The following is a 23062-nucleotide window of genomic DNA, read 5'->3' as shown; positions in this document are numbered from 1 at the left end:
GTTTGAGGAATGCGCGGACTCACCGGACCGGCCGATGGTGGCCGAGGTCTACCGCCTCCGACCGGACACCAAGTCGGTGAACGAAATGCGCCGGCGCAAACCTATCAAGACCGTTTGCCTGGCCCAGCTCGACATCACGCCGCGCGACCACCGCGAGGGCTTCCCTGGCCTGGACATGAACGAATGGTTCGGGCTGGACATCCGCTTCACCGTCAACATGCCGCAGGACCTCACCATGGACCTCATGCTGCTGTCTGATGATGGGGCCATCCTCACCATCGATGACGTGGAGGTGATCAACAACGACGGCATCCATGCGGCTTATCCGCTGATGGAAACCGTGAAGCTGGCCAAGGGTTTGCGCAATTTCCGTGTGCGCTACTTCCAGGGGCCTGGCTACGGTCTCGCGCTGATCCTGGGTTGGAAGAAGCCAGACGGCAAGGACTACCAGTACATCCCCCGCCGGCTGCTCGGGCGCCCGCCGGCCGCAGCCGCAGCCGCCTCGGCCCCGCAGTAGGCACGGCGACATTCGACGGTCCCAGGGAGAACACAAGATGAAGAAGACACAGAAGGATCAGGCCAGCCACCGAACGCGCAATGCGGTGGGCGCCGCGGTGCTGCTGCTTGCCGGCGGCGCCGCTGCCTGGCTGTACGGTCACAAGCCGGCCGGCGAAGCACCGGTTGCCGTGCAGGCTTCGGCGCCCGTAATGCCCGCAGCGCTCGCAACACCAGCCGAAGCAGCCAGCGCCGCAGCCGTCGCGGTCCAGGCAGTACCGACGCCTGCCGCGAGCAGGCCCGTGCTGCCCGGTCGCGCCAATGTCGCAGCACCGCCCGAAGGCGAATCGCCGACCGAGTCGCTGCGCAAGGTGCAGCTGGGCCTGAACGGCGGGACTGCGGAGGATGCGCTGAAAGCGGCCCAGACGCTTCAGCATTGCTCAATGATGTCCAAGGTCCCGGAAGCCCTCTTCGCCCTCCGCGATCAACCGGACCTGATGCCAGCCAATGTCAAGAAGGCGCTCAAGGACATGGGCGGCGAGGAGGGCGTGAGCAACGAGACGATCACCAACGCCCAGCGCGAGCAGCGTCGCTGCCAGGTCTTTGACGCCGCCACGCTGGCGCGCAGCGGTGAGCTCCTGCAAAAAGCCTATGAGGGCGGTGCTGCAGGAGCGGCGATGGCCTATCTGCAATCGCTGGAGTCGCCCGACGCCAAGGGCAAGGCGGATCCGGCGCTCATTGGCAAGCTGCAGCACGATGTGTTCGTAGCCGCTGCGACCGGCGACCCTGACACGCTGATGTCGCTTGTCATGGTATCCGGCGATATGGCGCGCGACCTGGGCATCACGCCGACACACCGTAGCGGCTACAAAAATGCCTATCTGCAGATCCAGGAAGAGCGTATGCCGGGCATGGCAAAGGTGATGGAAAAAATAATTGATGCGGTATCGCAGATGAACCCGCCAGCGCCCCTCACCGCCACGCAGCAACGCGAGGCCAATCTGCTAACCAAGGCGGTGGTCGACGGCTGGCGCATGGGGCGCAAGAGCTGATCACCCCTGACCCAACCACTCCAAATGCAACACACCAAGACACTGGCCGCCATCGCCCTGTTGGCACTCGCCACCGCCGCCTGGGCGCAAGGCGTCGAGACCGTCACGCCAGACCGGGCGCGCGCCAATTTCGACCGCACGATCACGCTCGCCGACGACGACGTGCGTGCCTTCCCCGCGCCACCCGCCGGCTTCGCCGACGCCAGGCCCGGCGTGGTGGCCGGCCGCATCGAGGAACTGAGCTACGCCTCGGGCGTGACCGGCACGCAGCGCAAGGCCAGCGTCTATCTGCCGCCGGGCTATTCGGCCGAGCGACGCTACCCCGTGCTCTACCTGCTGCACGGCATTGGCGGCAACGAGCATGAATGGCGCGGCTATGTGCGGGCGCCCAACGTGCTGGACAACTTGATCGCCGACGGCAGGGCGCTGCCGATGATCGTCGTGATGCCCAATGGCCGCGCGCTGCCCGACGACCGCTCGCCGCCCGCAGACCGCGTGTTCACGGCGGAGAACGCCGCTGGCTTTGCCAAGTTCGAGCGCGACCTGCTGGAGTTCCTGATCCCAGCCGTCGAAGCGAAGTACTCGGCCTCGGGCGACCGCAAGCAGCGCGCGCTGGCCGGGCTGTCCATGGGCGGCGGCCAGGCGCTGAACTTCGGCCTGGCCCACCTCGACACCTTTGCCTGGGTCGGCGGCTTCTCCTCCGCGCCCAACACCAAGCCCGCCGCCGAATTGCTGCCCGACCCCGCTGCCGCCCGGCGCCAGCTCGCGCTGCTCTACCTGTCCTGCGGCAACAAGGACGGGCTGATCAACGTCTCCCAGGGCGTGCACCGTGCGCTGAAGGCCGGGGACGTCCCGCACCTCTGGAACGTCGACGAATCCGGCCACGACCGCGACAGCTGGGCCGAGAACCTCTTCCACTTCGCGCAGCGCCTGTTCCGCTGAGGCCTGGACCGGTGCTCAGACTCTGCATCACCCTGCTGATCGGCCTGCTCGCCCTGCCGGGCATCGCCGTGGCCGAACCACCACTCGTCAAACCGCGCCTCGTCGTCCTCACCGACATCGAGAACGAGCCCGACGACACCCAGTCCCTCGTGCGGCTGCTGCTCTACGCCAACGACATCGAGTTGCGCGGCCTCGTGGCCACGACCTCGGTGCACATGAAGCAGGGCGTGCATCCCGAGTCGATCAAACGGTTGATCCAGCACTACGCCCAGGTGCTGCCAAGGCTGCGCCAGCACGACCGCGCCTACCCCGATGCCGCGCAGCTGCTGGCTCGCGTCGTGACGGGGCAGCCCGGCTACGGCCTGCAGGCCATCGGTGACGGGCGCGACAGCCCTGGCTCCGAGCTGCTGCTGCGCGAACTCGATCGGCCCGACCCCCGCCCGCTGTGGGTCAGCGTCTGGGGCGGGGCTAACACGTTGGCGCAGGCCCTGCACAGCTTGAAGCGCACGCGCCCGAAAGCAGCCGTCGACGCGGCCGTCAGCCGCCTGCGCGTCTACACCATCTCCGACCAGGACGACAGCGGCGCCTGGCTGCGCCGCGAGTTCCCGGGCCTCTTCTACATCGTCAGCCCCGGCAGCTATGCGCGCCCCACCTGGGCCGCGATCCACCGCGAGATCGAGGGCATCGACAACCAGCACGTCAGCAACGCCTGGATCGTCCGCAACATCCAGCAGGGCCACGGCCCGCTGGGCGCCGCCTACCCCGACATCGCCTACGGCATGGAAGGCGACACGCCCTCCTTCCTCGGCCTCATTCCCAACGGCTTGAACGCGCCCGAGCACCCGAACTGGGGCGGCTGGGGCGGGCGCTACGAGCTCTACACCCCGCGCCGCGAGGACACCGACCCGGACGGCTTCACCGGCGGCGTGCCCGTCGAGACCGAGACGCGCCCGATCTGGACCAATGCCGTGGATCGCTTCCGGCCCGTTGTTCCTGCAGCCTACGGCCGCCCCGTCAAGGCCGGGGAGCGTGAGTTCAACGATGCGCTCGTGACGCTGTGGCGCTGGCGCGAGGCCATCCAGAACGACTTCGCCGCCCGCCTGCTGTGGACGACGCGTGCGCCTGCCGAGGCCAACCACGCGCCGGTCGTGCGCCTGGCCCATGCCACCGAGCTGCATGTACGCGGCGGCGACTGGGTCACCCTCGACGCCAGCCCCAGCAGCGACCCCGACGGCGACAGCCTGAGCTTCCTGTGGCTGGCCTACCCCGAGGCCGGCACGCTGAAAGCCCCGCTGCCGCTGGGCACCGAAGTCCAGGCCCGCATCGGCCTGCGCACACCCGAGGTGGACGCGCCGGCCACGGCGCACGTCATCGTGCAGGTCACCGACAAGGGCACGCCCGCCCTCACCCGCTACCAGCGCGTCATCCTGCACATCGAGCCGAAGGCCCCATGACGCGTCGACAACGCCACGCGGCGCGCTGGCTCGCCCTCGCCGCGACCGGCTGGTTGACGGGATGCGTGATCAACGCAGCCAAGCCCTACGACGGCGCGGCGCTGGATCCGCACGGTGAGCGCGCCATCGCCGTGGTCGGCGTCACGGTTGATCGCCCCTGGCGCTTCGAACGGTTCGGGGTGGTCCTGGATCAGTACGACGTGACCCAGCAGAAGATCACGGGCAATTGCTTTTCGTACAACCGGATCGAGGCCAACGCGCCCGGCGTCCCAGGCCCGACTCGTTTCTTCGCCTTTGACGTGCCCCCGGGCCACTACATCTACAGCGCCTTCAACGGCGGCAGGTTCGCTGCGAAGGACCAGGCATTCCTATTGCCTGCAGGTCGTGCCATGTACATCGGCAACTTTGTCCTCGGTGACAACGACAGCGTCACGCTGCGCCGCGACACCGCGCAGGATCGCGCCGCACTGGCGCAAGCCCTGCCAAAGCTGGTTGCACAAATGGAGACGGCCCCCACGGTCGCGGCAACAGCGGCGAAACCGTTCCTGTGCACGCCTTGAGGGCCACCGCCTGGCGCCACCCTTCTCTGCTGTCGCTAACCAGACCTTCGTACAGACGCGAAGTCGAGTAAAGACAACAGCGGCAGTGATTCCGCCGCGCGCTGACGACGAAAATCGGACCCGCGGCGTCTCACTCGCCTCTCACACATCGAAAAGGAATTTCCCATGCGCAACGGACCCTGGGCGAACACGCTCGCTGCCGCCCTCTGTCTGCTGTCGGCCTGCTCCGCTGGCGCCCAGCAATCCGGCCCGACGAATCTGGAACCGCGCGTGGTGGTGGCCGGCAAGAGGGGCGACCTCTCCGCGTGGTTCCGGGCCGAAAGCCAGCGCTTCGTCGTGTACTCCGATGCCAGCCAGGAAGACGTCACCCAGCTGCTGGACAACCTGGAGAAGCTCGACCATCTGCTGCGCATCTACACCCAGCCCCTGCGCCAGGCCGAACAGCCGGAACCCAAGCTGACGCTGTACTACCACAGCCGCGCCTCTGCCCTGGGTGAGATCGACGCCAGCGTGCCGGCCGATGCCGTGGGCCTGTACAGCAGCTGCACCTCCGGCGTCCAGGGGTTCGGGGTGCATCTGGAACGCGTCCCCAGCCTCCGCGACGAGCAGCTGGACAAATCCCCGCTGAACGACACGCTGTCCTATGTCTTCGAGGCGTATGCGCGGCACTTTCTCTATCGCCATACGGACATCCGCACCCCGACGTCGTTCATCGATGGCTTCGCGCAGTACTTCTCCGCAGTGCGGTTCTCGGAAAAGCAGATGGTGGTGGGTCGAACACCGAAAGCCATCGCCCGCTACCTGAAGTTCATCGATGACGGCCGAAGGTACAGCCTCGAATACGACGACGTCCTGCAACACAGGCTCGCCAACGCCCACAACTACGCCGGCGACGCTGGCGTGCGCCTGGAGTTCGAGGCGAAGTCCTGGCTGTTGACGCACTACATGCTGTCGTCGGAAGACAGGCGCAAGCGCCTGAACCGGTATCTCGGGCTCGTCGACCGCGGCGCTTCCCCGACGACGGCCTTTGAACGGGCCTACAACGTCAAGGCATCCGAGATCAGCGCGGTGATGTGGCGGTATGGCCTTCGGGGCATGGAGGCCCTGCGGGTGGCACAACCATCCCTTCCGGCTGCACGGCTGAGGTTCCATGCGCTGCCCCGCGCGGCGGGCGAATTCGTGCTGGCGGATGCCGCCTTGAAGGCGTGCCCGAGCCGACCAGCCGGGGAGGCGCTGCTGAAGAAGGTCGCCGGCCTGGCGGTGCAGTTCCCGAACGACGACCTGGCCCGCCTCACCTTGAGCCGGGCGCAGATCGACTGGGGGAACCCGCAGGAAGCCTTGCCGGCGCTGAATGCCGTCCTGCAAGGGGATGACGCCAACTTCGAGGCCCGGTATCTGTTGGGCATGGCTAATCTGCGCCTGGCCGAGCGCAACGAGGGTGATGCCAGGCGCGCCTATCTCCAGGCCGCCCAGGGCCATCTGCAGCGCGCCCGCGGCTTGAATCCGCAATCGCCTGAAGCTGCCTTGGCCGTCTTCAAGACCGAAGTGGCCGCCACGGATGCCCCAGACAGTGCTGCGCTGCAGGGTGTCATCTCGGCCTGGCAGACCGCGCGCGAAGTCGACGCGCTCGCGCGTTCCGCAGCGCTGGCCTACGCCTATGCCGGCAATGCAGACGAGGCACACCAGACTCTCGTTTCGCTAGTACAGAACATGCGCGACGAGCCCACGGCTCAATGGGCCAGGCAGTGGCAGGGTCGCCTCAACGCAGGCGTAACCCGTGGCGACATCCTCGCCGAGATGCGCCGCGACTCCGTGCCCGACGCGCCCTTCAAGGAGTGGACGGTCGACAAGGAAAGCGTGATGCAAAAGGTGGAACTCAGCTACGCCCTGGAGATGGCGCAACCCTTCATCAAAGCCACGCAGGAGCAGCAAGGCAAGGCCGGGCAACCGGCAAGTGACCTCAGCGGCGGCAACCGGAAGAAGTAGGGCTGCGAACATGGCGCTGCAGGTACCGGTCGCGCACCTGAGCGGTCGCGGACGGGGCCCGCTTGCCGATCCTCAGTCGTTACGCCCTCACTGCCCAGTTCCAAGCTTGAACACGCCAACCACCTCGGTCAGGCGCCGCGCCTGCTGACTCAGGCTATCCGCGGCAGCCGCCGATTCCTCCACCAGCGCCGCGTTCTGCTGGGTCACCTGATCCAGCTGGTTCACGGCGTTGCTGACCTCTCCGATGCCAACGCTCTGCTGGTCCGCGGCGGCGCCGATCTCTGCAATCAGCGTCGCGACCTGCTGCACGTTGCGCACGATCTCTTCCATCGTCACGCCTGCACCTTCGACGAGCCGCACGCCGGCATCCACCCGCTCCACGCTCTCGCCGATCAATACCTTGATTTCCTTGGCCGCGGTCGCGGCACGCTGTGCCAACGTGCGCACCTCGCCCGCAACAACCGCGAATCCGCGGCCATGCTCGCCCGCTCGCGCAGCCTCGACGGCGGCGTTCAGGGCCAGGATATTGGTCTGAAAGGCGATGCCGTCGATCACGCCGGTGATGTCGGCAATCTTGCGCGAGCTGGCACTGATGTTCCCCATGGTCGTGACCACCTCCGAGACGACCGCGCCGCCTCGCGTCGCCACCTTGCTGGCGGCACCAGCCAATGCAGCGGCCTCACGCGCGGACGCAGCGCTGCGCTGAACGGTGGCCGTGAGCTCCTCCATCGACGAAGCGGTCTCCTCCAGATTGGAGGCCTGCTCTTCAGTGCGCTGGGACAGGTCCGCGCTGCCGGTGGCGATTTCCTGCGAACCCGTCGCGATCGATTCGCTGCTCAGGCGCACCTGATCCACGATGCGCACCAGGCTCTGATTCATCGAATGCAGCGCCAGCAGCAGTTGGCCCGTTTCGTCCCGGCCATGCGACTTGATCTCCGAGGTCAAGTCACCGGACGCAACGGTCTCGGCGACGTGCAGCGCCTCGGCGATCGGCCTCGTGATTGAACGGCTCAGCAAGACGGCGATCAGGGTTGCAAGGCCCACGGCGACAGCCGACAGCAGGATCATGAGGAACTTCGCTGCAGCGGCGGTTTCCTTGGCCTCGGCGCCAAACTGCTCCATGCTCTCGGTCTGGGACTTGGCGAACTCCTCGACCGCATGCAGATAGACGCCTTGCACCGGCAGGATGCCGGTGATGAGTTCTGTGCGCCCGTCCTCGACCTTTCCGGCCTTGATCATTTCAATCAGAGGCGCCTGGTGTTCCTTGAATTTCGCCCGGCCGTCGACCAGCGCCTGCAAGGCCGCTCGGCCCCGCTCGCTGTGCACGGTAGCCGTCAGCTTCTGGATGGCGTCGTTCACCACGGGCACGGAGGCCTCGATCTTGGCCAGCTCCTTGTCGACAACCCCTTTGTCGGAGGCGATCAATGCCGTCCTGATGGCTCGCAGCTGCGCGTTCACCTCGTTCTCGATGAGGTGAGCCAGCGACACCTTGACGAAACGGTCGTGCAGGATGATTTCGGTGCTGCCATTCACCGCGTTGATCTTCGTCACGCCGATGATGGCCAGCGCGGCCAGCAACGCGATGACCATTGCAAATCCCGCTGTCAGACGGGTCCCAATCTTCCAGTCTGTCGCAGCTTTCATGGCCGCCTCCTGTTGGTATGAGAGAACTGGTCTGCATCGCCAGACCACCGATTTATACGACTACTTGAGCCCCAGTGCCCACGCGATGCCGCCCAGCACGTGACTTTGGAAGGCTGGCATGAGCCACACATGCTCGTTGTGGCCCAGCGCTGTGTAGAACACCCGGCCCTTGCCGAAGTTCCGGCACCAGGAAATCGGAAAGTGCCCGGGCGCGTGGGTGTTCGGATGCCGATCCAGCACGAGCAGATCGCGCACGCCAGCGGGGTCATGGTTCTTGAAGACGTAGATCTCCTCAAGCTTGCCATCAAGGGTCCAGGTGGCGGGCAGATGGCGGTTCGCCGGGTGCGAGGCGCCGCGGTTGAGGGCTTCGATGCTCACCTGCTCGCGGTGATAGTCGAACTCGCCGCCCAGCATGTCGATGTAGGGGCGGTAGGCGTGCAGGGTGTCGGTGGCGCTGTGGATGCCGATGAAGGCGCCGCCGTCCCTGATCCACTGGATGAAGGCCTCCTTGTCGGGCAGTGGCAGTTCGCCCGTGGTGCTGGCGAAGACGATGCCGTCGTAGCGCTTCAGCGCCGCAGGATTCAGCTTGCGCTCCAGCATGGTTCTGACCTGCTCGGCGTAGACCGCCGCAGCGGTGCCTTCGACGGGCGTGACGGCCGCCAGCTCCACGTCAAACGAGCCGGACGACTGTCCGAGCGACGCCAGCACGCGTTCCGCCGTCTCGATGGAGCTGTGGCGAAAGCCCATCGTCGTCGTGACGATGAGGAGCTTCTTGGGCGGCGCGGCCAGGGCGTCGGTGACCACCCCGCAAGCCATGGCGGCGAGGCATGTGAGCCAGATAAAGCATTTCATCGGTCAATCTCCAATTGGGTGAGATTCAGAGGCCGCCGTCCCCGCTCTGGCATCGGACGGTCTCAGCTTCGGCTTTCGGCGGCGGCGGCGGCGGCGGCGGCGGGCAGTGTGACCGACGCATCGAATGACAGCGCGGCGAAGGCGAAGGGAATGCGGCGGCGCAGCGTCATCCTGCACACCAGCAGGCCCATCACGAACGAGCAGGCGAGGCGGATGAGCGCCACCCAGAAGCATGAGCATTACTCAAGGCCTCACCCGGGCTTCGCCCACGCGGCCTCGTCCGACCTTTGCAGGGCCGTGACGCCGACACGGCCGGCACGGGTGGATTCCTAAGCTCAGCGGCGTGGCACCTGCCTTGTTGAAGGCATGACGCTGCCACCCATCAAGCCAAAGGAGATCCCCATGACGAAGCAAATCCGCACCTCCCGTCTTTTGTGTGCCCTCGCACTGGTCGGCCTCGCCGGCGCGGCTTCGGCCAATCTGACCAAGCCGGTCTATTCGCAAGCCAAGGATGAGGTCAAGGCCATGTTCAAGGCCGAGCGCGACAAATGCGGTTCCCTTGCGGGCAATGCCAAGGACGTGTGCGTCGAGCGCGCCAAGGCTCATGAAAAGGTCGCCCTGGCCAACCTCGAATACCAGTACACCGGCACGGTCAAGGATCACAACGATTACCTGGAGTCTCGCTACGAGGCACGCTACAAGCTGGCCAAGGAAATGTGCGATGACAAGTCCGGCAATGCCAAGGACGTCTGCGTCGCCGAAGCCAAGGCCGAGCATGACAAGGCCAAGGCCGACCTGAAGGCCAACAAGGCGGTCGCGTCCGCGCAGTCAGATGCGCTTGAGACCAAGCTGAAGGCCGACTACAAGGTCGCCAACGAACGCTGCGATTCGCTATCGGGCGACGCCAAGGACAGCTGCCAGGCCAGCGCCAAGGCCCGCTACTTCCAGTGATGAGGCGCCACCGCTGCGATACCGCAGCGGTGGCATGACGAAAAAACGCCGGCTCGAGAGCCGGCGTTTTCGCACCTGGAGAAACGTTCAATGCGCCGCACTGGCCGCGGCGGGCATGCCGTCCGCCACCGCGACCACGCGCCCTGCCTGCGGCAGAGTCAGGCGGTTATCCACGCCACGCACGCCCTGTGGGGCTCCGGCCAGCACCGTGGCGCGCTCCTTGGCGGCCGCATCGGGGGCCGGGCCTTCCAGACGCACGATGCCGCCTGTCGTCGTCACCTCGATGCGCGGCGCGCTGAGGGCCGGGTCGGCAGCAAGCGCCGTCTTGACCTTGAGACTGATGCCCGTGTCATCGATGGCCGTGCCAACGCCGTCCACGGCACTGCGCGAGGCCTCGACGGCCGCGTTCTGAGAATCCGTCACCGTTTGACCGATGCGATGACCGAAGTTGCGCACGCTCGCAATCGCGTCGTCAAGCTGGGTGCCCGGGGTGCGGGAGTCTTGCAGGGTGGCAACGGTGATCGCCGTGATAGCGGCGCCCAGGCCCAGTGCGAGGAGCCAGGCGCCAGCGCTAGAGCGCCTGCGAGGCCTCTCGTCGTCGCGCAAGCGGCGTACGGGCGGTGCGACGGCAGGATCGGTGGACTCACCATAAGCCGGCAGACGGGCGCGCCAGTCGTCGGCGTGGGGGCTTGTGACGGGTTTCATGGCGATCTCCTGACGGGCCCGGTGGGCCTCACGCTGCAAGTCTGACTGGCGGCCATGGCCCCACCCGTCAGCGAGTGCAGTCGCAGGCTGTAGGACCGCGCGCCACTGCATCGGCGCGTGCATGCGGGCTTCCCGTTGTCCGATAGCTGCTACTGCCGCAGGCCGACACCGCCGACGAAGCTCACCACCCATCATCCGACTCACCAAACCTTGAAGTGCTGCGCCATGAATCTCCGCCTGCTCTTCCCGCTGCTCGGCCTGTCTCTCGTCCAGGGTGTTCATGCCCAGGGCGTGCCAGCCAGTAGCGGTATGGGCGCTGGTATCGGTCTGGCCAGCCAAGCGACGCCGCAATACGCATCGGACCCCGAGCTGAACTGGCGCGACCCGCAATGGCTTAGTCGCCAGCGCGAACGCTCGCGCTGGCGCTATCAGCTGGGGCTCGAACAGCAACTTCGCTCACCCGCGCAGCTCGGGCCGCAAGCTGCCGTGCGCGAGGCCCTGTGGGCTGGCGTCAGCTACAACTTCAACACCAGGTTGAGCGGCGGTGTGGAAACACCGGTCTGGCAGCGTGACAGCGGCTGGGCATCGCGCATGGCTTTCGAACGCCCAAAGGGAGAAGGCTTGACTGGCTTGCGCGGTGCGTTCTCGTACCAGCTGAGTTCACAAAGCCGGCTGACGTTGCGCCCGCAGGCCCGCCGCGTCATGCTCAGCTATTCAGCGACCTGGTGAACAGCAAAGCGGGCGCCTCAGCGCCCACCTGTCATCGACCGTCGGTTGGGTTGACTACGCCAGCTGCGGAGATCGCCCGGCAGCCAGATCGGCGCAATAGTTGATCAGTTCGTCGAGCTGGCGGCACTTATCGAACACGCGCTCTGCGCCCAGTGTGGCGCACCGGCGGCGCATGTCCTCGGTCGCGTAATTGGTCAGCACGATGCGGCGCGCCGCCATGCCCAAACGCTGAGCCGCACGCAGCACGCCCAGACCGTTGCCGGAATTCAGGAAGATATCGACGATGACCACATCGGCCTTCTGGGCGGCCTCTCGGCTCATCCAATGCACGGCCGACTCCTCATCGCCGGCGCTGCCGATGACTTCGACGTTGGCCATTTCCTCGAGCGTGCCCGCCAGGTTCTCGCGGATCACCGGGCTGTTCTCGACGAGAAACGCGCGCAACACGGGCATGGATAACTCCAGTTCAGGCACGCGCCATCCAGTCCTTCAACTCGTCGGCGTGCTCTTCCTCGTCAGCCAGGATGTCCTCCAGCAGGCGCCGGGTCGTGGAATCCTTGTCACCGACCAGATGGATCATCTGGCGGTAGCTTTCGACGGCCACGCGCTCCGCGATGAGGTTGGATCTGATCATGGCCTTGAGGTCGTTGACCGGGTCATAGTCCGCGTGGCTACGCTCTGGCAGGCCCACAGGGTTGAAGTCGGGTTCGCCGCCCAGCTGCACGATGCGCTCGGCCAGCCGGTCGGCATGGCCCAGTTCCGCATCGGCATGGACGAGAAATTCCGCGGCAATGCTGGGCGACTCCAGCCCCGAGGCCATGAAGTGGTGCCGGCGGTAGCGCAGCACGCAGATCAGCTCGGTGGCCAAAGCACCGTTGAGGAGGCTGACGATGTCTTCACGCCACGGCCCGTAGGCCGGCGTGACCGCGCCATCATCGAGATGACCGCGCGCCGCCTCCAGGCCGGCCTCATCCAGTTGCAGAGGCCTTTGCTTGTCAACCATTGCGTGCCACCACGAGCTGGTTGTCCACTGAGCGGACACCGTTCACGGCGGAGGCCAGCGTCGTCGCGCGAGCCTGCGAGCCGGCGTCGGGGGCCGTACCGACCAGCGTGACGCGGCCGTCCTCGGCTCGCACGTCGATCTTGGTGGCCTTGAGCCTGTCATCGGCCATCAGCGCGGCGTTGATCTTGGTGACGATGGTCGCGTCGGTGGCGGCGTCAGCAGCGGCCGCAGTCGCGTCCTTCAGCTTGGTCTCCGCCTTGTCCACGGCTTGGCGGGCATCGGTCTTGGCCTCGTTACCGGCCTGCTTGGCGTCGGCGATTGCGCCGTCAAGCTTCTGGCCGGCAGTGCGTTCGTCGTTCTGCTTGCTGCAGGCGGCCAGGGCGGCGACCAGGGCCAGGGCGGCAATCAGCGGCGTGCGGGGGGTGGGGATGCGGTTCATCATGCGTCCTTTCTTCATCGCTGAAGGTGTTGGGAAAACGATGTGGGCAACTGTGGCGGCTGCGCCTGCGGCGCGGCGGCAGCCACGGCGCCTATCGGGTGTCGGACAACGCCGACTCGTTGCCAGTGGCGCATCTCCTCGCCACGGCGAACGTTCTGTTGAAGGAGGTCGACAAAGGCCGTCAGCAAGGCGGCGCCAAGTGCGGCGCTGAGGGCCAGCACGAGCCAAAGCGGCGGGAGGAGACGGGCCAAGGTATCGGCCAGGGTTTTCATCACTCGCTCCATGGTCTGCGTGACCTGAGCCGACTTTGCAAAAAACCGATGGCTCTGGCTACCGGCCACATTCGTGTGGGCCCGTAGGACAAGCGGCCGGCCTATACCCCTTGTAGGACAGCGCTGATCGCGCACGCCGTTTGCCCTCGCTACGCTTTACTCGTTATCACAACTGATTCGGAGCGCAACATGATTCGCATTGGCATCGTTGACGACCACGCCATCGTGCGGTCCGGCCTGCGTCAGTTCCTCGGCGAAAACGTCGACCTGCGCGTGACAGGCGAGGCCGGCAACGGCCGCGACGCGCTCGAGCTGGCGCGCACCGGCGAGGTCGATGTCTTGTTGATGGACATCTCCATGCCCGGGCAGAGCGGCGTGGATGCCTTGTCGGCCATCAAGACCCGCTTCCCCGAGCTGCCCATCCTCATCCTCAGCGGCTTCCCCGAGACGCACTACGCCACGGCGCTGCTGCGCCAGGGCGCCAGCGGTTACCTGAACAAGGAGTGCGATCCGGAGGAGATCGCCAACGCCATCCGCACCGTCGCGCGCGGCCGGCGCTACATCAGCCCGGCCGTGGCCGAGTTGCTGGCCGACGGCGTCGCCGGGGGCGGCTCCGACCGGCCGCTGCACGAGTCGCTGTCGGAGCGTGAACTGCAGGTCTTCCTGCGCCTGGCCAAGGGAGAGACGGTGGGCGACATGGCCAAGGCCATGTTCCTCAGCGTCAAGACCGTCAGCACCTACCGCACCCGGGTGCTGGAGAAGATCAAGCTCGAGACCAACAGCGACCTGACCTACTACGCGCTGAAGAACGGCCTGATCCAGTAAGCGCAGCCCGGAAACGACAACGGCCCCTGACGGGGCCGTTTTTGCGAAGCCGGCTTGGCTCAGCGACCGATGTTCATCGGTGCCATCGACATGGAGGCACGCGATTGGGTTGCAATGCGGCGCTCGAGGTCGGCGTGGTCAATGGCGCTGGACAGATAGCGCTCTTCGACGTCGGAGACGGTGTCAACGGTCAGCGCGGTGCGCAGAGATTGCAGCAAGTTTTGGATCAGGCTCATGGTGGTTTGGGCTCGTGGCCCGCTCGTCGATCTAGGGTAAACCCGATTGTAGGGTAAATACCAGATCCAACACCCACCACTCAATGCCGGCCGAACATGAATTCATGCCGTTTCGAGGGCATGGCCGGCCTGCGCCCAGGCGTCGATGCCGCCGCGCAGCACACGGGCCTGGTGGCCCCTGGCCTTCAACCACTGCGCGGCGCGCGCGGCAGACACATCGTTGGGACAGGCGCAATAGGTGATGAACTCCGCCTCCAACGGCCAGCCCACCAGGGCCGCGTCGCCCAGGGCACCGAGGTCGAGATGGCGCGCGCCGGGAAGGCGGCTGGCCAGCGGCGCGCCGCGCACGTCGACGAAAACGATATTGCTGCCCTGCTGCATCAGCGCCAACACGTCCGCGGGATCGAGGCGCTCCAGGCGGCTCAGCTCGCGTCGAACGGCGGCGCGCCGCCACAACCGCCAGCCGAGATAGGCGGCCACGACCGCGGCGCCGAGGGCCAGGGCGGCGCCGCCCAACTGGCTCAGCTCACGCAGCACGGCATCGATCTGCGCATGGAAGACGCGGCCAGCCGCCAGGCCCGCCGCGGCCCAGAGGGCCGAGCCGAGCAGGTTCCAGGTCAGGAAGCGCCCCGCCGTCATGCCCAGGGCGCCGGCCAGCGGCGGCGCCAGCATGGACAGCCCCGGCACGAACTTGGCAATGAGCAGGGTCAGCACGCCGCGACGGGCGAAGCTGATCTCGTTCTGGCGCACGCAGCTGTCCGGCGAGATGGAAATGCGGCACAGCGCCGCCAGCACACGCCGCCCCAGGCGCCGGCCGGCCCAGAACCAAAGCACATTGGCCAGCATCGCGGCCAGCGTGATCGCGGTGAAGGCACGCAACGCGAAGCCCTCGCGTGCCGCTGACTCCGCGCCCAGCAGCAGCAGCAGGGGCGTGGACGGCAGCGGCGCGCCGAGCTGGTGCAGCAGCACGGCGACGGCCACGGCAAGCAGGCCGTAGCGGGCAAAGAGATCGATCAGCAGGTCCATGATGTTGCTTGACAGCATAGTGCGCCGTGGCCTGTCCACGCTTCGGCCGGCCATTCGTGATGTAGTTGATTACATTACGCCACCATGCCAACCGACCTCTGGAGCCAGTTCGACGCCGCGCCGCTGGCGCTGACGCTGCGCGTGGCCGTCGTCGCAACGGCGCTGGCCCTGGTGCTGGGCGTCGCCCTGGGCTGGGTGTTCGCGCGCACCAGGCTCCCGGGCCGGGGTCTGCTGGAGGCCATCTGCATGCTGCCGCTGGTGCTACCGCCGACCGTGCTGGGTTACGGCATCCTCGTGCTGATGGGTCGGCGCAGCGTGCTCGGTGGCTGGCTGCGCGAACACTTCGACTACACCATCATCTTCAACTGGCACGGCGCCGTCATCGCCTCGACGCTGGTGGCCCTGCCGCTGGTGCTCAAGGGCGCCAGCAGCGCCTTCTCCCAGGTCGACCGCAACCTTGAAGCCGCCGCGCGCACGCTGCGCCAGTCGGGCTGGAGCACCTTCCTGCGCGTGACGCTGCCGCTGGCCTGGCCCGGCATCCTCGCCGGCACGCTGCTGGCCTTCGCCCGTGCGATGGGCGAGTTCGGCGCCTCGCTGATGGTGGCGGGCTCCATTCCGGGCCAGACCCAGACCGCCTCCATGGCCATCTACGACGCCGTGCAGGCCGGTCGCGACGACCTGGCGCTGATGCTCGCCCTCGTCGTGTCAGCCCTCTCGGTTGCCATCCTCGTGCTGTCCAACCGCTTTCTGCAACGCTCGCCGTCATGAAGCGCCTGCTGCTCCTGTTGACCGCCCTTCCCTTGCTGGCCTCGGCTCAGCAACTCACCGTCTCGGCCGCCGCCAGCCTGACCGACGCCTTCAAGGAGATCGCCCCGCGCTTCGAAGCGGTCAAGCCTGGCGCGACGCTGCGCTTCAACTTCGCCGCCTCGGGCGTGCTGCTGCAGCAGATTGCCCAGGGCGCACCGGTGGACGTCTTCGTCAGCGCCGACCAGGAGACGATGAACCGCAGTGCCGACCAACAGCTCATCGCCACCGGCACTCGCCGCGACTTCGCGAGCAACACGCTGGTACTGGTGGCGCCGCCGGACAGCCCCGTCAAGCGCGTGACCGACCTGACCTTGCCCGCCGTAAAGCGCATCGCGGTTGGCAAGGTGGCCTCCGTACCCGTGGGCCGATACACGCAGCAGGCCCTGGGGACCGCACAGCTCTGGTCGGCGTTGAGCCCCAAGCTTGTCTTCGCCGACAACGTGCGCCAGGTGCTGGACTACGTCGCTCGCGGCGAGGTGGAAGCCGGCTTCGTCTACCGCACCGACGCCGAGATCGCCAAGGACAAGCTGCGCGTGGTCGCGGCGGTCGGCGGCCACACGCCCATCACCTACCCGGCCGCCGTCGTGGCGGGCAGCCGGCAGGCCGCGTTGGCGCGAGACTTCGTCGCCTTCCTCGGCGGGGCCGAAGCCCAGGGCATCCTGGCCAAGTACGGTTTCGGCAAACCTTGATCGACGTTCGCCTGCAACTTTCAGTCAGCGACGCCCGGCGCCGCTTTGACCTCGACATTGCCTTCGCGACCGATGCGCCCTTCATCGCCCTCTACGGCCCATCGGGCGCCGGCAAGTCGCTGACGCTGCAGGCCATGGCCGGGCTGCTGCCAGTGCGTGCCGGCCACGTGCGCTTGAACGGCCGCGCGTTGCTGGACATTGCCGCCGGCGTCAACCTGCCCCCCGAGGCGCGCGGCGTGGGCTACCTCTTCCAGCACTACGCCCTGTTCCCCCACCTCAGCGTGCGCGACAACATCGCCTTCGGTCTGACGAACTGGCGCAAGCGGCTGAAGCCCGAGGACGCGGCGCGGGTGGACGAGCTGATCGAATCCTTCGGCCTCACGGCCATGGCGCGCAGCAAACCGGCCACGCTCTCCGGCGGCCAGCAGCAACGCGTGGCGCTGGCCCGGGCGCTGGCCTGCAACCCCAACGTGCTGTTGCTGGACGAACCCTTCGCCGCCCTGCACAGCGCGCTGCGCCGCGAATTGCGCGCTGAGCTGCAGCGCGTGCTAGCGCAATGGGGCATCCCGGCCGTCATGGTCAGCCACGATGCCGACGACGTGCTGACGCTGGCCGACGAGATCGTGCTGGTCGAGGGCGGCCAGGTCAGCCAGCGGCTGCAGGCCGACGACCCCGAGCTGCGCGCCCGACTGCTATGAGCACCCCAGACCACCCGCTGCTGCAAGGCGAGTTGCGCCTGGCCGGCCGGCTGGACGGCCGCTTCTTCGACCTGCTCGCGGCTCTCGCGCTGACTGGCTCGCTGCAGAAGGCCGCCCGCGCCGCCGGCTACAGCTACAAGGGCGCCTGGCTGGTACTGGATGCGGCCACGGCGCTGACGCACTCACCGCTGGTCGACAAGGCCACGGGTGGCGCCGGTGGCGGCGGCACGCGACTGACTGCCGAGGGCGATGCCCTGCTCGCCGCCTGGCGTGAACTTCAGGCCCGACACACCGCCTTCCTGCACGAACAGGCCGCCTGGCTGGCCACCCAACCGGCGCTCGACGCGCTGCTGAAAAGGATGAGCATGAAGACCACCGCCCGCAACCAGTTCTTCGGCCGCATCTCGGGCGTGAACCCCGGCCCGGCCACGACGACGGTGCGCGTCGCGCTGGACGGCGGCCAGCATGTCACCGCCTCGCTGACGACCGAGGCCGCGCAGGAGTTGCAGGTGCAGACGGGCAAGGAGGCACTGGCCCTCGTGAAGTCCAGCGAGGTCGTGCTGGTGACGGACTTCGGTGGCTACAAGCTGTCGGCACGCAATCAGTTGGCCGGCACCGTGTCACGTGTGGAGCGTGGCGCGGTGTCGTCGCTGATCGGCGTGACGCTGCCGGGCGGCACGGTTGTCACGGCGAGCGTCACCAATGACGCGGTCGACGGCCTGGCGCTGGCGGTGGGGCAAGCGGCGACGGCAGTGTTCAAGGCCTACGCGGTGATGCTGGCCGTCCGCGCCTAGAGCCCCAGGTCACTCAGGCTCGGATGCTCATCCGGCCTCCGGCCCAGCGGCCAGAAGAACAGCCGCGCCGATGTCGCAATGGGCAGGTCATTGATGCTGGCAAAGCGCCGCCGCATCAGGCCCTCTGCGGTGAACTCCCAGTTCTCGTTGCCATAGCTGCGGTACCAGTGGCCGGAGTCGTCGTGCCACTCGTAGGCAAAGCGCACAGCGATGCGGTGGTCGCTGAAGGCCCACAGCTCCTTGATGAGGCGGTAGTCCAGCTCGCGCGCCCACTTGCGCACGAGAAAGCCATGCACCTGCTCGCGGCCGACCGGGAACTCGGCTCGGTTGCGCCAGACCGTGTCGTCCGTGTAGACGCCGACGACGCGGTCGGGGTCACGGCTGTTCCAGGCGTCTTCGGCCAGGCGCACTTTCTGCACCGCGGACTCTGGCGTGAAGGGTGGAAGCGGCGGCTTCATGTCAGTAGGTTTTGTAGCCAAGGAACTTGCCGCTCATGACGATGTTGACGCGGTCGCCGGCCGCGTTCGGCTCGCGCTGCAAGTCCATCTTGAAGTCGATGGCGCTCATGATGCCGTCGCCGAACTCTTCGTGGATCAGCTCCTTGAAGGTCGTGCCGTAGACGCTGATCAGCTCGTAGAAGCGGTAGATCAGCGGGTCGGTGGGCACGCTGGTCGGCAGGCTCCCCTTGTAGGGCACGACCTTGAGCCACTGCGTCTCACACTCGGTCAGGTCGAAGACCTTGGCCAGCTTGGCCGCCTGCTCTTCGTTGAAGGTCATCTGGCCCAGGCAGCCGGCGGTGACCCACTCCTTGCTGAGGCCGAGCTCAGTGGCCACGTCGGCCCACTTGATGCCTTTGGCAACCTTGGTGGCGATGATCTTTTCGGTGACTTCGAGGCGGCTCATGCGGTGCTCCTGTGAATGGCGGGGTGGGTGTCGAGGGAAAGGATTTCAGCGGTCTGCGCAAGACCCGGCCGCACCTCAGGCGGGTGCTCGGGCGCCCGGCCGTGCGACAGCGTGGCGCTGCGCTCGACGAGGAAGTCGACGAGGTGGTTGCGGATCCGATAGAACTGCGGGTCGTGGTGCAGCGACGCGCGCTGGCGGTCACGGCTCATCGTGTTGACGACGATCTCCGCCACGCGCGCCTGCGGGCCGTTGGCCATCAGCAGGATGCGGTCGGCCAGCAGGATGGCTTCGTCCACGTCATGCGTGATCATGAAGACCGTCTGGCGCGTGGCGGCGCAGATCTTCAGCAGCTCGTCCTGGATGGTGCCGCGCGTCAGCGCGTCCAGCGCGCCGAAGGGCTCGTCCAGCAGCAGCATGCGCGGCTCGATGGCGAAGGCGCGGGCGATGCCCACGCGCTGCTTCATGCCGCCGGACAGCTGGCTGGGCTTCTTGTCCAACGCCGGCGTCAGGCCGACGAGGGCGACGTACTTCTCGACCTGCGCATCGACCTCGGCGCGCTTCCATCCGGGCCACTTGCTGCGTACCGCGAAGGCGATGTTCTGACGCACGGTGAGCCACGGCATCAGCGCATGGCCCTGGAAGACGACACCGCGCTCCAACCCTGGCGCGTTCACTTCGCGCTGCGCCATGAAGACATGGCCGTCGCTCGCCTGCTCCAGCCCGGCCAACACGTTGAGGATGGTCGTCTTGCCGCAGCCGCTGTGGCCGATGATGCAGACGAACTCGCCTTCGGTCAGTGTGAAGTTGACGTGATCGAAGACGGTCGCGTCGCCATAGCGCTTGGCCAGGCCCTGCACTTGGACGAGTTCAGTCGACATAGGTCACGGCCTTCTGCGCGCGGGCAAACAGCAGGTCCAGCGCCATGCCGACGAGGCCGATGACGAGGATGGCGAAGATGACGTTGGGCAGGCTCAGGTTGTTCCACTCGTTCCAGACGAAGTAGCCAATGCCCGTGCCGCCGACCAGCATCTCGGCCGCGACGATGACCAGCCAGGCGATGCCCATGCTGATGCGCATGCCCGTCAGGATGGTGGGCGCCGCCGCCGGCAGGATGACCTCGAAGGCACGGCGCAGCGGGCTCACCTCCAGCGTGCGCGCCACGTTCAGCCACTCGCGCCGCACGCCGGCCACGCCGAAAGCCGTGTTGATCAGCATCGGCCACAGGCTGCAGATGAAGATCACGAAGATGCCGCTCGCCGCCGAGTCCTTGATCGTGTAGAGCGCCAACGGCATCCAGGCCAGCGGCGAGATGGGCTTGAGCACCTGGATGAACGGGTCCAGCGCGCGGTAGATCAGCGGGCTCATGCCGATGACGAAGCCCAGTGGGATGGCGACCAGCGCTGCCAGCAGATAGCCCAGGCCCACGCGGCCTAGCGAATAGGCCAGCTGCAGGCCGATGCCCTTGTCGTTGGGGCCGCGGTCGTAGAAGGGTTCGGACAGGTGGTGAACGACCGTGCGGCCCATCTGCGCCAGCGTCGGGAAGCCGCTCTTCGCAGCCGCCGGCGTCGCGTCGACGGGCTTGCCCATCAGCTTGGCGTATTCGATCTGCTCGGGTGTCATGGCAGCCGTGGGCGCGGCGCTGGCGCCGCTGCCCAGAGTGGCCAGGTGCCACAGGCCGAGCAGACAGCCAAGCAGCAGCAGAGACAGCAGGCCGGCGCGGAAAGCAAGCGAGGGCTTCATGTGCGTTTGATCGCGAAGCTGTTGATGTAGGCATCCGGCTTCGTCGGGTCGAACTCCTTGCCCATCACCTTGAACTTCGGATAGCCGCCCGTCTTGTCCTCGGGCACGGCCTGATCGAGCGCCTTCATCTGCTTGCGCGCATCGGTCAGCAGGAAGACCTTCTCGGCGATCTGCTTGTAGTTCACGTCGCCCTTCAGATAGCCCCAGCGCTTCATCTGCGTGAGCATCCACACGGCCATGCTCTGCCAGGGCATGGGGTCGAAATCGGCACGGTCCGGCACGACCTTGACGTTGCCCAGGCCATCGGCGAACTTGCCCGTCAGCACTTGGGCGATGACGGTCTCGGGTTGGTTCAGATAGGCCTGCGGCGCGATGACCTTGGCGATCAGTTCGCGGTTCTTGGCTTCGCGGGCCATGGCCGCGGCGGTCAGCACCGCGCGGTACAGCGCGATGAAGGTGTTGGGGTTCTTCTGGATGAACTCCGTGCTCGTGCCGAAGGCGCAGCAGGGGTGGCCGTTCCACAGCTCCTTGGTGAGCAGGTGGATGAAGCCCACCTCCTCGTACACGGCGCGCTGGTTGAACGGGTCCGGGCCCAGGAAGCCGTCGATGTTGCCGGCGCGCAGGTTGGCCACCATCTCGGGTGGCGGCACCACGCGGATCTGGATGTCGCGGTCCGGGTCCAGCCCCGCTTCCGCCACGTAGTAGCGCAGCAGGAAGTTGTGCATCGAATACTCGAAGGGCACCGCGAACTTGAAGCCCTTCCAGCTCGCCGGGTCCCGCTTGTCCTTGTGCTTGACGCTCAGCGTGATGGCCTGGCCGTTGGTGTTCTGGATGGTCGCCACGTTCATCGCCGTGGCCGGCGCGCCCAGGCCCAGGCTGATGGCCAGCGGCATCGGCGACAGGAAGTGCGTCGCGTCGTACTCCTTGTTGATCATCTTGTCGCGGATCAACGCCCAGCCCGCCGTCTTCACCACCTCCACGTTGAGCCCCAGCTTGGCATAGAAGCCGAGCGGGTGCGCCATGATCAGCGGCGTGGCACAGGTGATGGGGATGAAGCCGATCTTCAGGTCCTTCTTCTCCAGCGCCCCTTGACCGCCCTGCGCCATGGCCTGCAACGAGGCGATCGGCAGCACGCTGCCGATGGCGGCCATTGCGGTGTTGCGGCCGACAGCCCTCAGGAAGCGGCGGCGCAGTGCGTCCTGCGGGAACAGCGCCTTCACGATCGTGGCTTCGACGAAGCTGGCGGACTCGGCCTCGAAGTCGGCCGTTTCGCTGCGTGCGCGCAGTTCGGCAGCAGCATGGTCAGCAGCGCTGGTGTGCTGGCCGCAGGCGCAATGCATCAGCAAAGGCCGGTCGGCGTCGTAGGGATCGTGGGTCATCGAGTGCTCCTCAGGATGGGAGCGACTCTAGGAATCAGTGCGTCGTTGGGGAATCGTGAGGGGCGGCGAGTTTTTGTAGGGGTGGAACTACCAGGGAAAACCTGGGCCTGCAGCGGTTGGCGGCGGCGGGGCGAGAGCCAGCGCCGCTGGCATCATCAGGCGTCAACGGCAAGCAAAACGCACAGCAGAGAACTTGTAAGTGCGCGCCGCTTTTGACGGAAATTTAATGCTGTATGGAATGCAGTGGAACGGGAGAATTTCTGTGTTGATTCAAGCACTTGCCTGCGCCGCAATGCGCCGATCTAGAGCGCAGCGCGCCTGCCTAGGCAGCGCCGCCTGTCTCCACAGAACACGTTCCCTTGATCTTCTGCTACAGAAAACCTAACAGGATAATCGAAAGACTGTATGTTTATACAGCGTCGAAAAACTGCTAGCTTGCGCTGCGTAGCTGGCGCGCACGCCCAAGCGGGCTTGGTGCGGACGAGCCAGCAACGCAGCGTGAACGTATCAGCCTTGCGAGGGCTGTTTTGCGCACAGAGTGGTGCGTTGAAACCCGTCGGAATGTGCCCCGCAAAAGCTCCAGAGAACCAGTCGCTAGAACGGACGCCACTGCGTGGCGCCGCTCACCTTCTACGTTGAGGCTGTCAAATAACCTGAAGTCGGGTCGCCACCGATTCATTTCTTGACGCCTAGTGCGTCAAATGAGCGGACTCGTTCAGGAGTCCCGCGATGCCCCGCTACAAGCCCTGTGATCGCCACGCGCTGTTGCTGCCGGTGGTGCTGTCAGAACAGATCTTGCCGGGCAGCTTCGCCTTCGCGCTGGACTACCTGGTTGAGCACGAGCTTGATCTGACGGCACTGGATGCGCGCTTCAAGAACGA

General features: G+C 66.5%; 28 protein-coding genes. 13 read left to right on the top strand and 15 right to left on the bottom strand.

The window, feature by feature from the left end; genetic code table 11:
* The 6 genes from ACXJLH_RS28975 to ACXJLH_RS28950 form a co-directional block, all read left to right on the top strand.
* Positions 1-517, top strand: a 517-nt coding sequence (locus ACXJLH_RS28975; protein ID WP_457447908.1) for a PA14 domain-containing protein, incomplete at its 5' end; no start/stop codon positions are given.
* Between the two features lie 37 nt (positions 518-554).
* Complete coding sequence (locus ACXJLH_RS28970) at positions 555-1547, top strand: hypothetical protein (protein WP_457447906.1); 993 nt, start codon at positions 555-557, stop codon at positions 1545-1547.
* A 24-nt stretch (positions 1548-1571) separates the two neighbouring features.
* Positions 1572-2489 carry an alpha/beta hydrolase gene (locus ACXJLH_RS28965; RefSeq protein ID WP_457447904.1) on the top strand — a complete coding sequence of 306 codons (918 nt, stop codon included), beginning with the start codon at positions 1572-1574 and terminating at the stop codon, positions 2487-2489.
* A gap of 11 nt (positions 2490-2500) precedes the next feature.
* A complete protein-coding gene (locus tag ACXJLH_RS28960; protein WP_457447902.1) occupies positions 2501-3943 on the top strand; it encodes a nucleoside hydrolase-like domain-containing protein in 1443 nt (480 codons plus the stop codon).
* A complete protein-coding gene (locus ACXJLH_RS28955; RefSeq protein ID WP_457447900.1) occupies positions 3940-4503 on the top strand; it encodes a hypothetical protein in 564 nt (187 codons plus the stop codon). Before ACXJLH_RS28960 ends, ACXJLH_RS28955 begins: the two co-directional genes overlap by 4 nt.
* A gap of 270 nt (positions 4504-4773) precedes the next feature.
* Positions 4774-6489, top strand: coding sequence for a hypothetical protein (locus ACXJLH_RS28950; RefSeq protein ID WP_157281599.1), 1716 nt, complete (start codon positions 4774-4776; stop codon positions 6487-6489).
* Positions 6490-6576: 87 nt separating this feature from the next.
* Here ACXJLH_RS28950 and ACXJLH_RS28945 read toward each other — a convergent pair whose 3' ends face one another.
* The 3 genes from ACXJLH_RS28945 to ACXJLH_RS28935 all read right to left on the bottom strand — a co-directional run bounded on the left by ACXJLH_RS28945 (position 6577) and on the right by ACXJLH_RS28935 (position 9209).
* Positions 6577-8133, bottom strand: a complete 1557-nt coding sequence (locus tag ACXJLH_RS28945) for a methyl-accepting chemotaxis protein (protein WP_457447898.1) — start codon at positions 8131-8133, stop codon at positions 6577-6579.
* Positions 8134-8193: 60 nt separating this feature from the next.
* Positions 8194-8985: a ThuA domain-containing protein gene (locus tag ACXJLH_RS28940; RefSeq protein ID WP_457447896.1), complete on the bottom strand. Its 792-nt coding sequence runs from the start codon at positions 8983-8985 to the stop codon at positions 8194-8196.
* Between the two features lie 62 nt (positions 8986-9047).
* A complete protein-coding gene (locus ACXJLH_RS28935; protein ID WP_457447894.1) occupies positions 9048-9209 on the bottom strand; it encodes a hypothetical protein in 162 nt (53 codons plus the stop codon).
* 178 nt (positions 9210-9387) lie between these two features.
* Between ACXJLH_RS28935 and ACXJLH_RS28930 the strand changes: the two genes are divergently transcribed.
* Positions 9388-9936: a hypothetical protein gene (locus ACXJLH_RS28930; protein ID WP_056199530.1), complete on the top strand. Its 549-nt coding sequence runs from the start codon at positions 9388-9390 to the stop codon at positions 9934-9936.
* A gap of 87 nt (positions 9937-10023) precedes the next feature.
* Here the strand turns inward: ACXJLH_RS28930 and ACXJLH_RS28925 are convergent, their stop codons facing one another.
* Positions 10024-10641 carry a BON domain-containing protein gene (locus ACXJLH_RS28925; protein ID WP_056197545.1) on the bottom strand — a complete coding sequence of 206 codons (618 nt, stop codon included), beginning with the start codon at positions 10639-10641 and terminating at the stop codon, positions 10024-10026.
* 225 nt (positions 10642-10866) lie between these two features.
* Here ACXJLH_RS28925 and ACXJLH_RS28920 point away from each other — a divergent pair, with 225 nt between their 5' ends.
* Positions 10867-11370, top strand: a complete 504-nt coding sequence (locus tag ACXJLH_RS28920) for a hypothetical protein (RefSeq protein WP_457356502.1) — start codon at positions 10867-10869, stop codon at positions 11368-11370.
* Between the two features lie 54 nt (positions 11371-11424).
* Here the strand turns inward: ACXJLH_RS28920 and ACXJLH_RS28915 are convergent, their stop codons facing one another.
* Genes ACXJLH_RS28915 through ACXJLH_RS28900 form a run of 4 tightly spaced genes read right to left on the bottom strand, consistent with a single transcriptional unit; the run spans position 11425 to position 13084 of the window.
* Positions 11425-11823, bottom strand: a complete 399-nt coding sequence (locus ACXJLH_RS28915) for a response regulator transcription factor (RefSeq protein WP_056197549.1) — start codon at positions 11821-11823, stop codon at positions 11425-11427.
* 13 nt (positions 11824-11836) lie between these two features.
* On the bottom strand, positions 11837-12373 hold the full coding sequence (locus tag ACXJLH_RS28910; RefSeq protein ID WP_457447892.1) for a ferritin-like domain-containing protein: 537 nt from the start codon (positions 12371-12373) through the stop codon (positions 11837-11839).
* Entirely contained in the window at positions 12366-12830 is a 465-nt protein-coding gene (locus tag ACXJLH_RS28905) for a BON domain-containing protein (RefSeq protein WP_056197552.1), read from the bottom strand. Before ACXJLH_RS28905 ends, ACXJLH_RS28910 begins: the two co-directional genes overlap by 8 nt.
* Positions 12827-13084 (bottom strand): hypothetical protein, encoded by a 258-nt coding sequence (locus ACXJLH_RS28900; protein WP_457323593.1) that lies wholly within the window; start codon positions 13082-13084, stop codon positions 12827-12829. Before ACXJLH_RS28900 ends, ACXJLH_RS28905 begins: the two co-directional genes overlap by 4 nt.
* Before the next feature lie 189 nt (positions 13085-13273).
* On the opposite strand from ACXJLH_RS28900, the gene ACXJLH_RS28895 reads away from it, so the two are divergent.
* The gene (locus ACXJLH_RS28895; protein ID WP_056197556.1) at positions 13274-13909 is read left to right on the top strand and encodes a response regulator; all 636 of its coding nucleotides are present in this window, start codon (positions 13274-13276) and stop codon (positions 13907-13909) included.
* 59 nt (positions 13910-13968) lie between these two features.
* On the opposite strand, the gene ACXJLH_RS28890 is transcribed toward ACXJLH_RS28895, so the two are convergent.
* Both ACXJLH_RS28890 and ACXJLH_RS28885 read right to left on the bottom strand, forming a co-directional pair.
* Positions 13969-14145 carry a hypothetical protein gene (locus tag ACXJLH_RS28890; protein ID WP_157281608.1) on the bottom strand — a complete coding sequence of 59 codons (177 nt, stop codon included), beginning with the start codon at positions 14143-14145 and terminating at the stop codon, positions 13969-13971.
* Between the two features lie 102 nt (positions 14146-14247).
* On the bottom strand, positions 14248-15171 hold the full coding sequence (locus ACXJLH_RS28885) for a VTT domain-containing protein (protein WP_457447890.1): 924 nt from the start codon (positions 15169-15171) through the stop codon (positions 14248-14250).
* 84 nt (positions 15172-15255) lie between these two features.
* Here ACXJLH_RS28885 and modB point away from each other — a divergent pair, with 84 nt between their 5' ends.
* The 4 genes from modB to ACXJLH_RS28865 are packed head-to-tail and all read left to right on the top strand — an operon-like array spanning position 15256 to position 18159.
* Positions 15256-15939: a molybdate ABC transporter permease subunit gene (gene modB / locus ACXJLH_RS28880; protein ID WP_457447888.1), complete on the top strand. Its 684-nt coding sequence runs from the start codon at positions 15256-15258 to the stop codon at positions 15937-15939.
* The gene (gene modA, locus ACXJLH_RS28875) at positions 15936-16667 is read left to right on the top strand and encodes a molybdate ABC transporter substrate-binding protein (RefSeq protein ID WP_457447886.1); all 732 of its coding nucleotides are present in this window, start codon (positions 15936-15938) and stop codon (positions 16665-16667) included. Before modB ends, modA begins: the two co-directional genes overlap by 4 nt.
* Positions 16664-17365: an ABC transporter ATP-binding protein gene (locus ACXJLH_RS28870; protein WP_457447884.1), complete on the top strand. Its 702-nt coding sequence runs from the start codon at positions 16664-16666 to the stop codon at positions 17363-17365. Before modA ends, ACXJLH_RS28870 begins: the two co-directional genes overlap by 4 nt.
* Positions 17362-18159: a TOBE domain-containing protein gene (locus ACXJLH_RS28865; RefSeq protein ID WP_457447882.1), complete on the top strand. Its 798-nt coding sequence runs from the start codon at positions 17362-17364 to the stop codon at positions 18157-18159. The genes ACXJLH_RS28870 and ACXJLH_RS28865 overlap by 4 nt, the downstream gene beginning before the upstream one ends.
* On the opposite strand, the gene ACXJLH_RS28860 is transcribed toward ACXJLH_RS28865, so the two are convergent.
* From ACXJLH_RS28860 to ACXJLH_RS28840, 5 genes are read right to left on the bottom strand one after another with little or no spacing between them, the layout of a single operon-like run.
* Entirely contained in the window at positions 18156-18617 is a 462-nt protein-coding gene (locus tag ACXJLH_RS28860) for a nuclear transport factor 2 family protein (protein ID WP_457447880.1), read from the bottom strand. The two genes, ACXJLH_RS28865 and ACXJLH_RS28860, sit on opposite strands and share 4 nt — an antisense overlap.
* A 1-nt stretch (position 18618) precedes the next feature.
* Positions 18619-19062 carry a cyanase gene (gene cynS / locus ACXJLH_RS28855; RefSeq protein WP_457323601.1) on the bottom strand — a complete coding sequence of 148 codons (444 nt, stop codon included), beginning with the start codon at positions 19060-19062 and terminating at the stop codon, positions 18619-18621.
* Positions 19059-19940 (bottom strand): ABC transporter ATP-binding protein, encoded by an 882-nt coding sequence (locus tag ACXJLH_RS28850; protein ID WP_457447878.1) that lies wholly within the window; start codon positions 19938-19940, stop codon positions 19059-19061. Before ACXJLH_RS28850 ends, cynS begins: the two co-directional genes overlap by 4 nt.
* Positions 19930-20802, bottom strand: a complete 873-nt coding sequence (gene ntrB, locus ACXJLH_RS28845) for a nitrate ABC transporter permease (RefSeq protein ID WP_457447876.1) — start codon at positions 20800-20802, stop codon at positions 19930-19932. Before ntrB ends, ACXJLH_RS28850 begins: the two co-directional genes overlap by 11 nt.
* A complete protein-coding gene (locus tag ACXJLH_RS28840; RefSeq protein ID WP_457447874.1) occupies positions 20799-22181 on the bottom strand; it encodes a CmpA/NrtA family ABC transporter substrate-binding protein in 1383 nt (460 codons plus the stop codon). The genes ntrB and ACXJLH_RS28840 overlap by 4 nt, the downstream gene beginning before the upstream one ends.
* Positions 22182-23062 lie beyond the last annotated feature (881 nt).

This window comes from Roseateles sp. P5_E4 (assembly GCF_054049255.1).
Note: the sequence above shows the minus strand (reverse complement) of the source record. Positions and strands in the feature narration are given on the sequence as shown.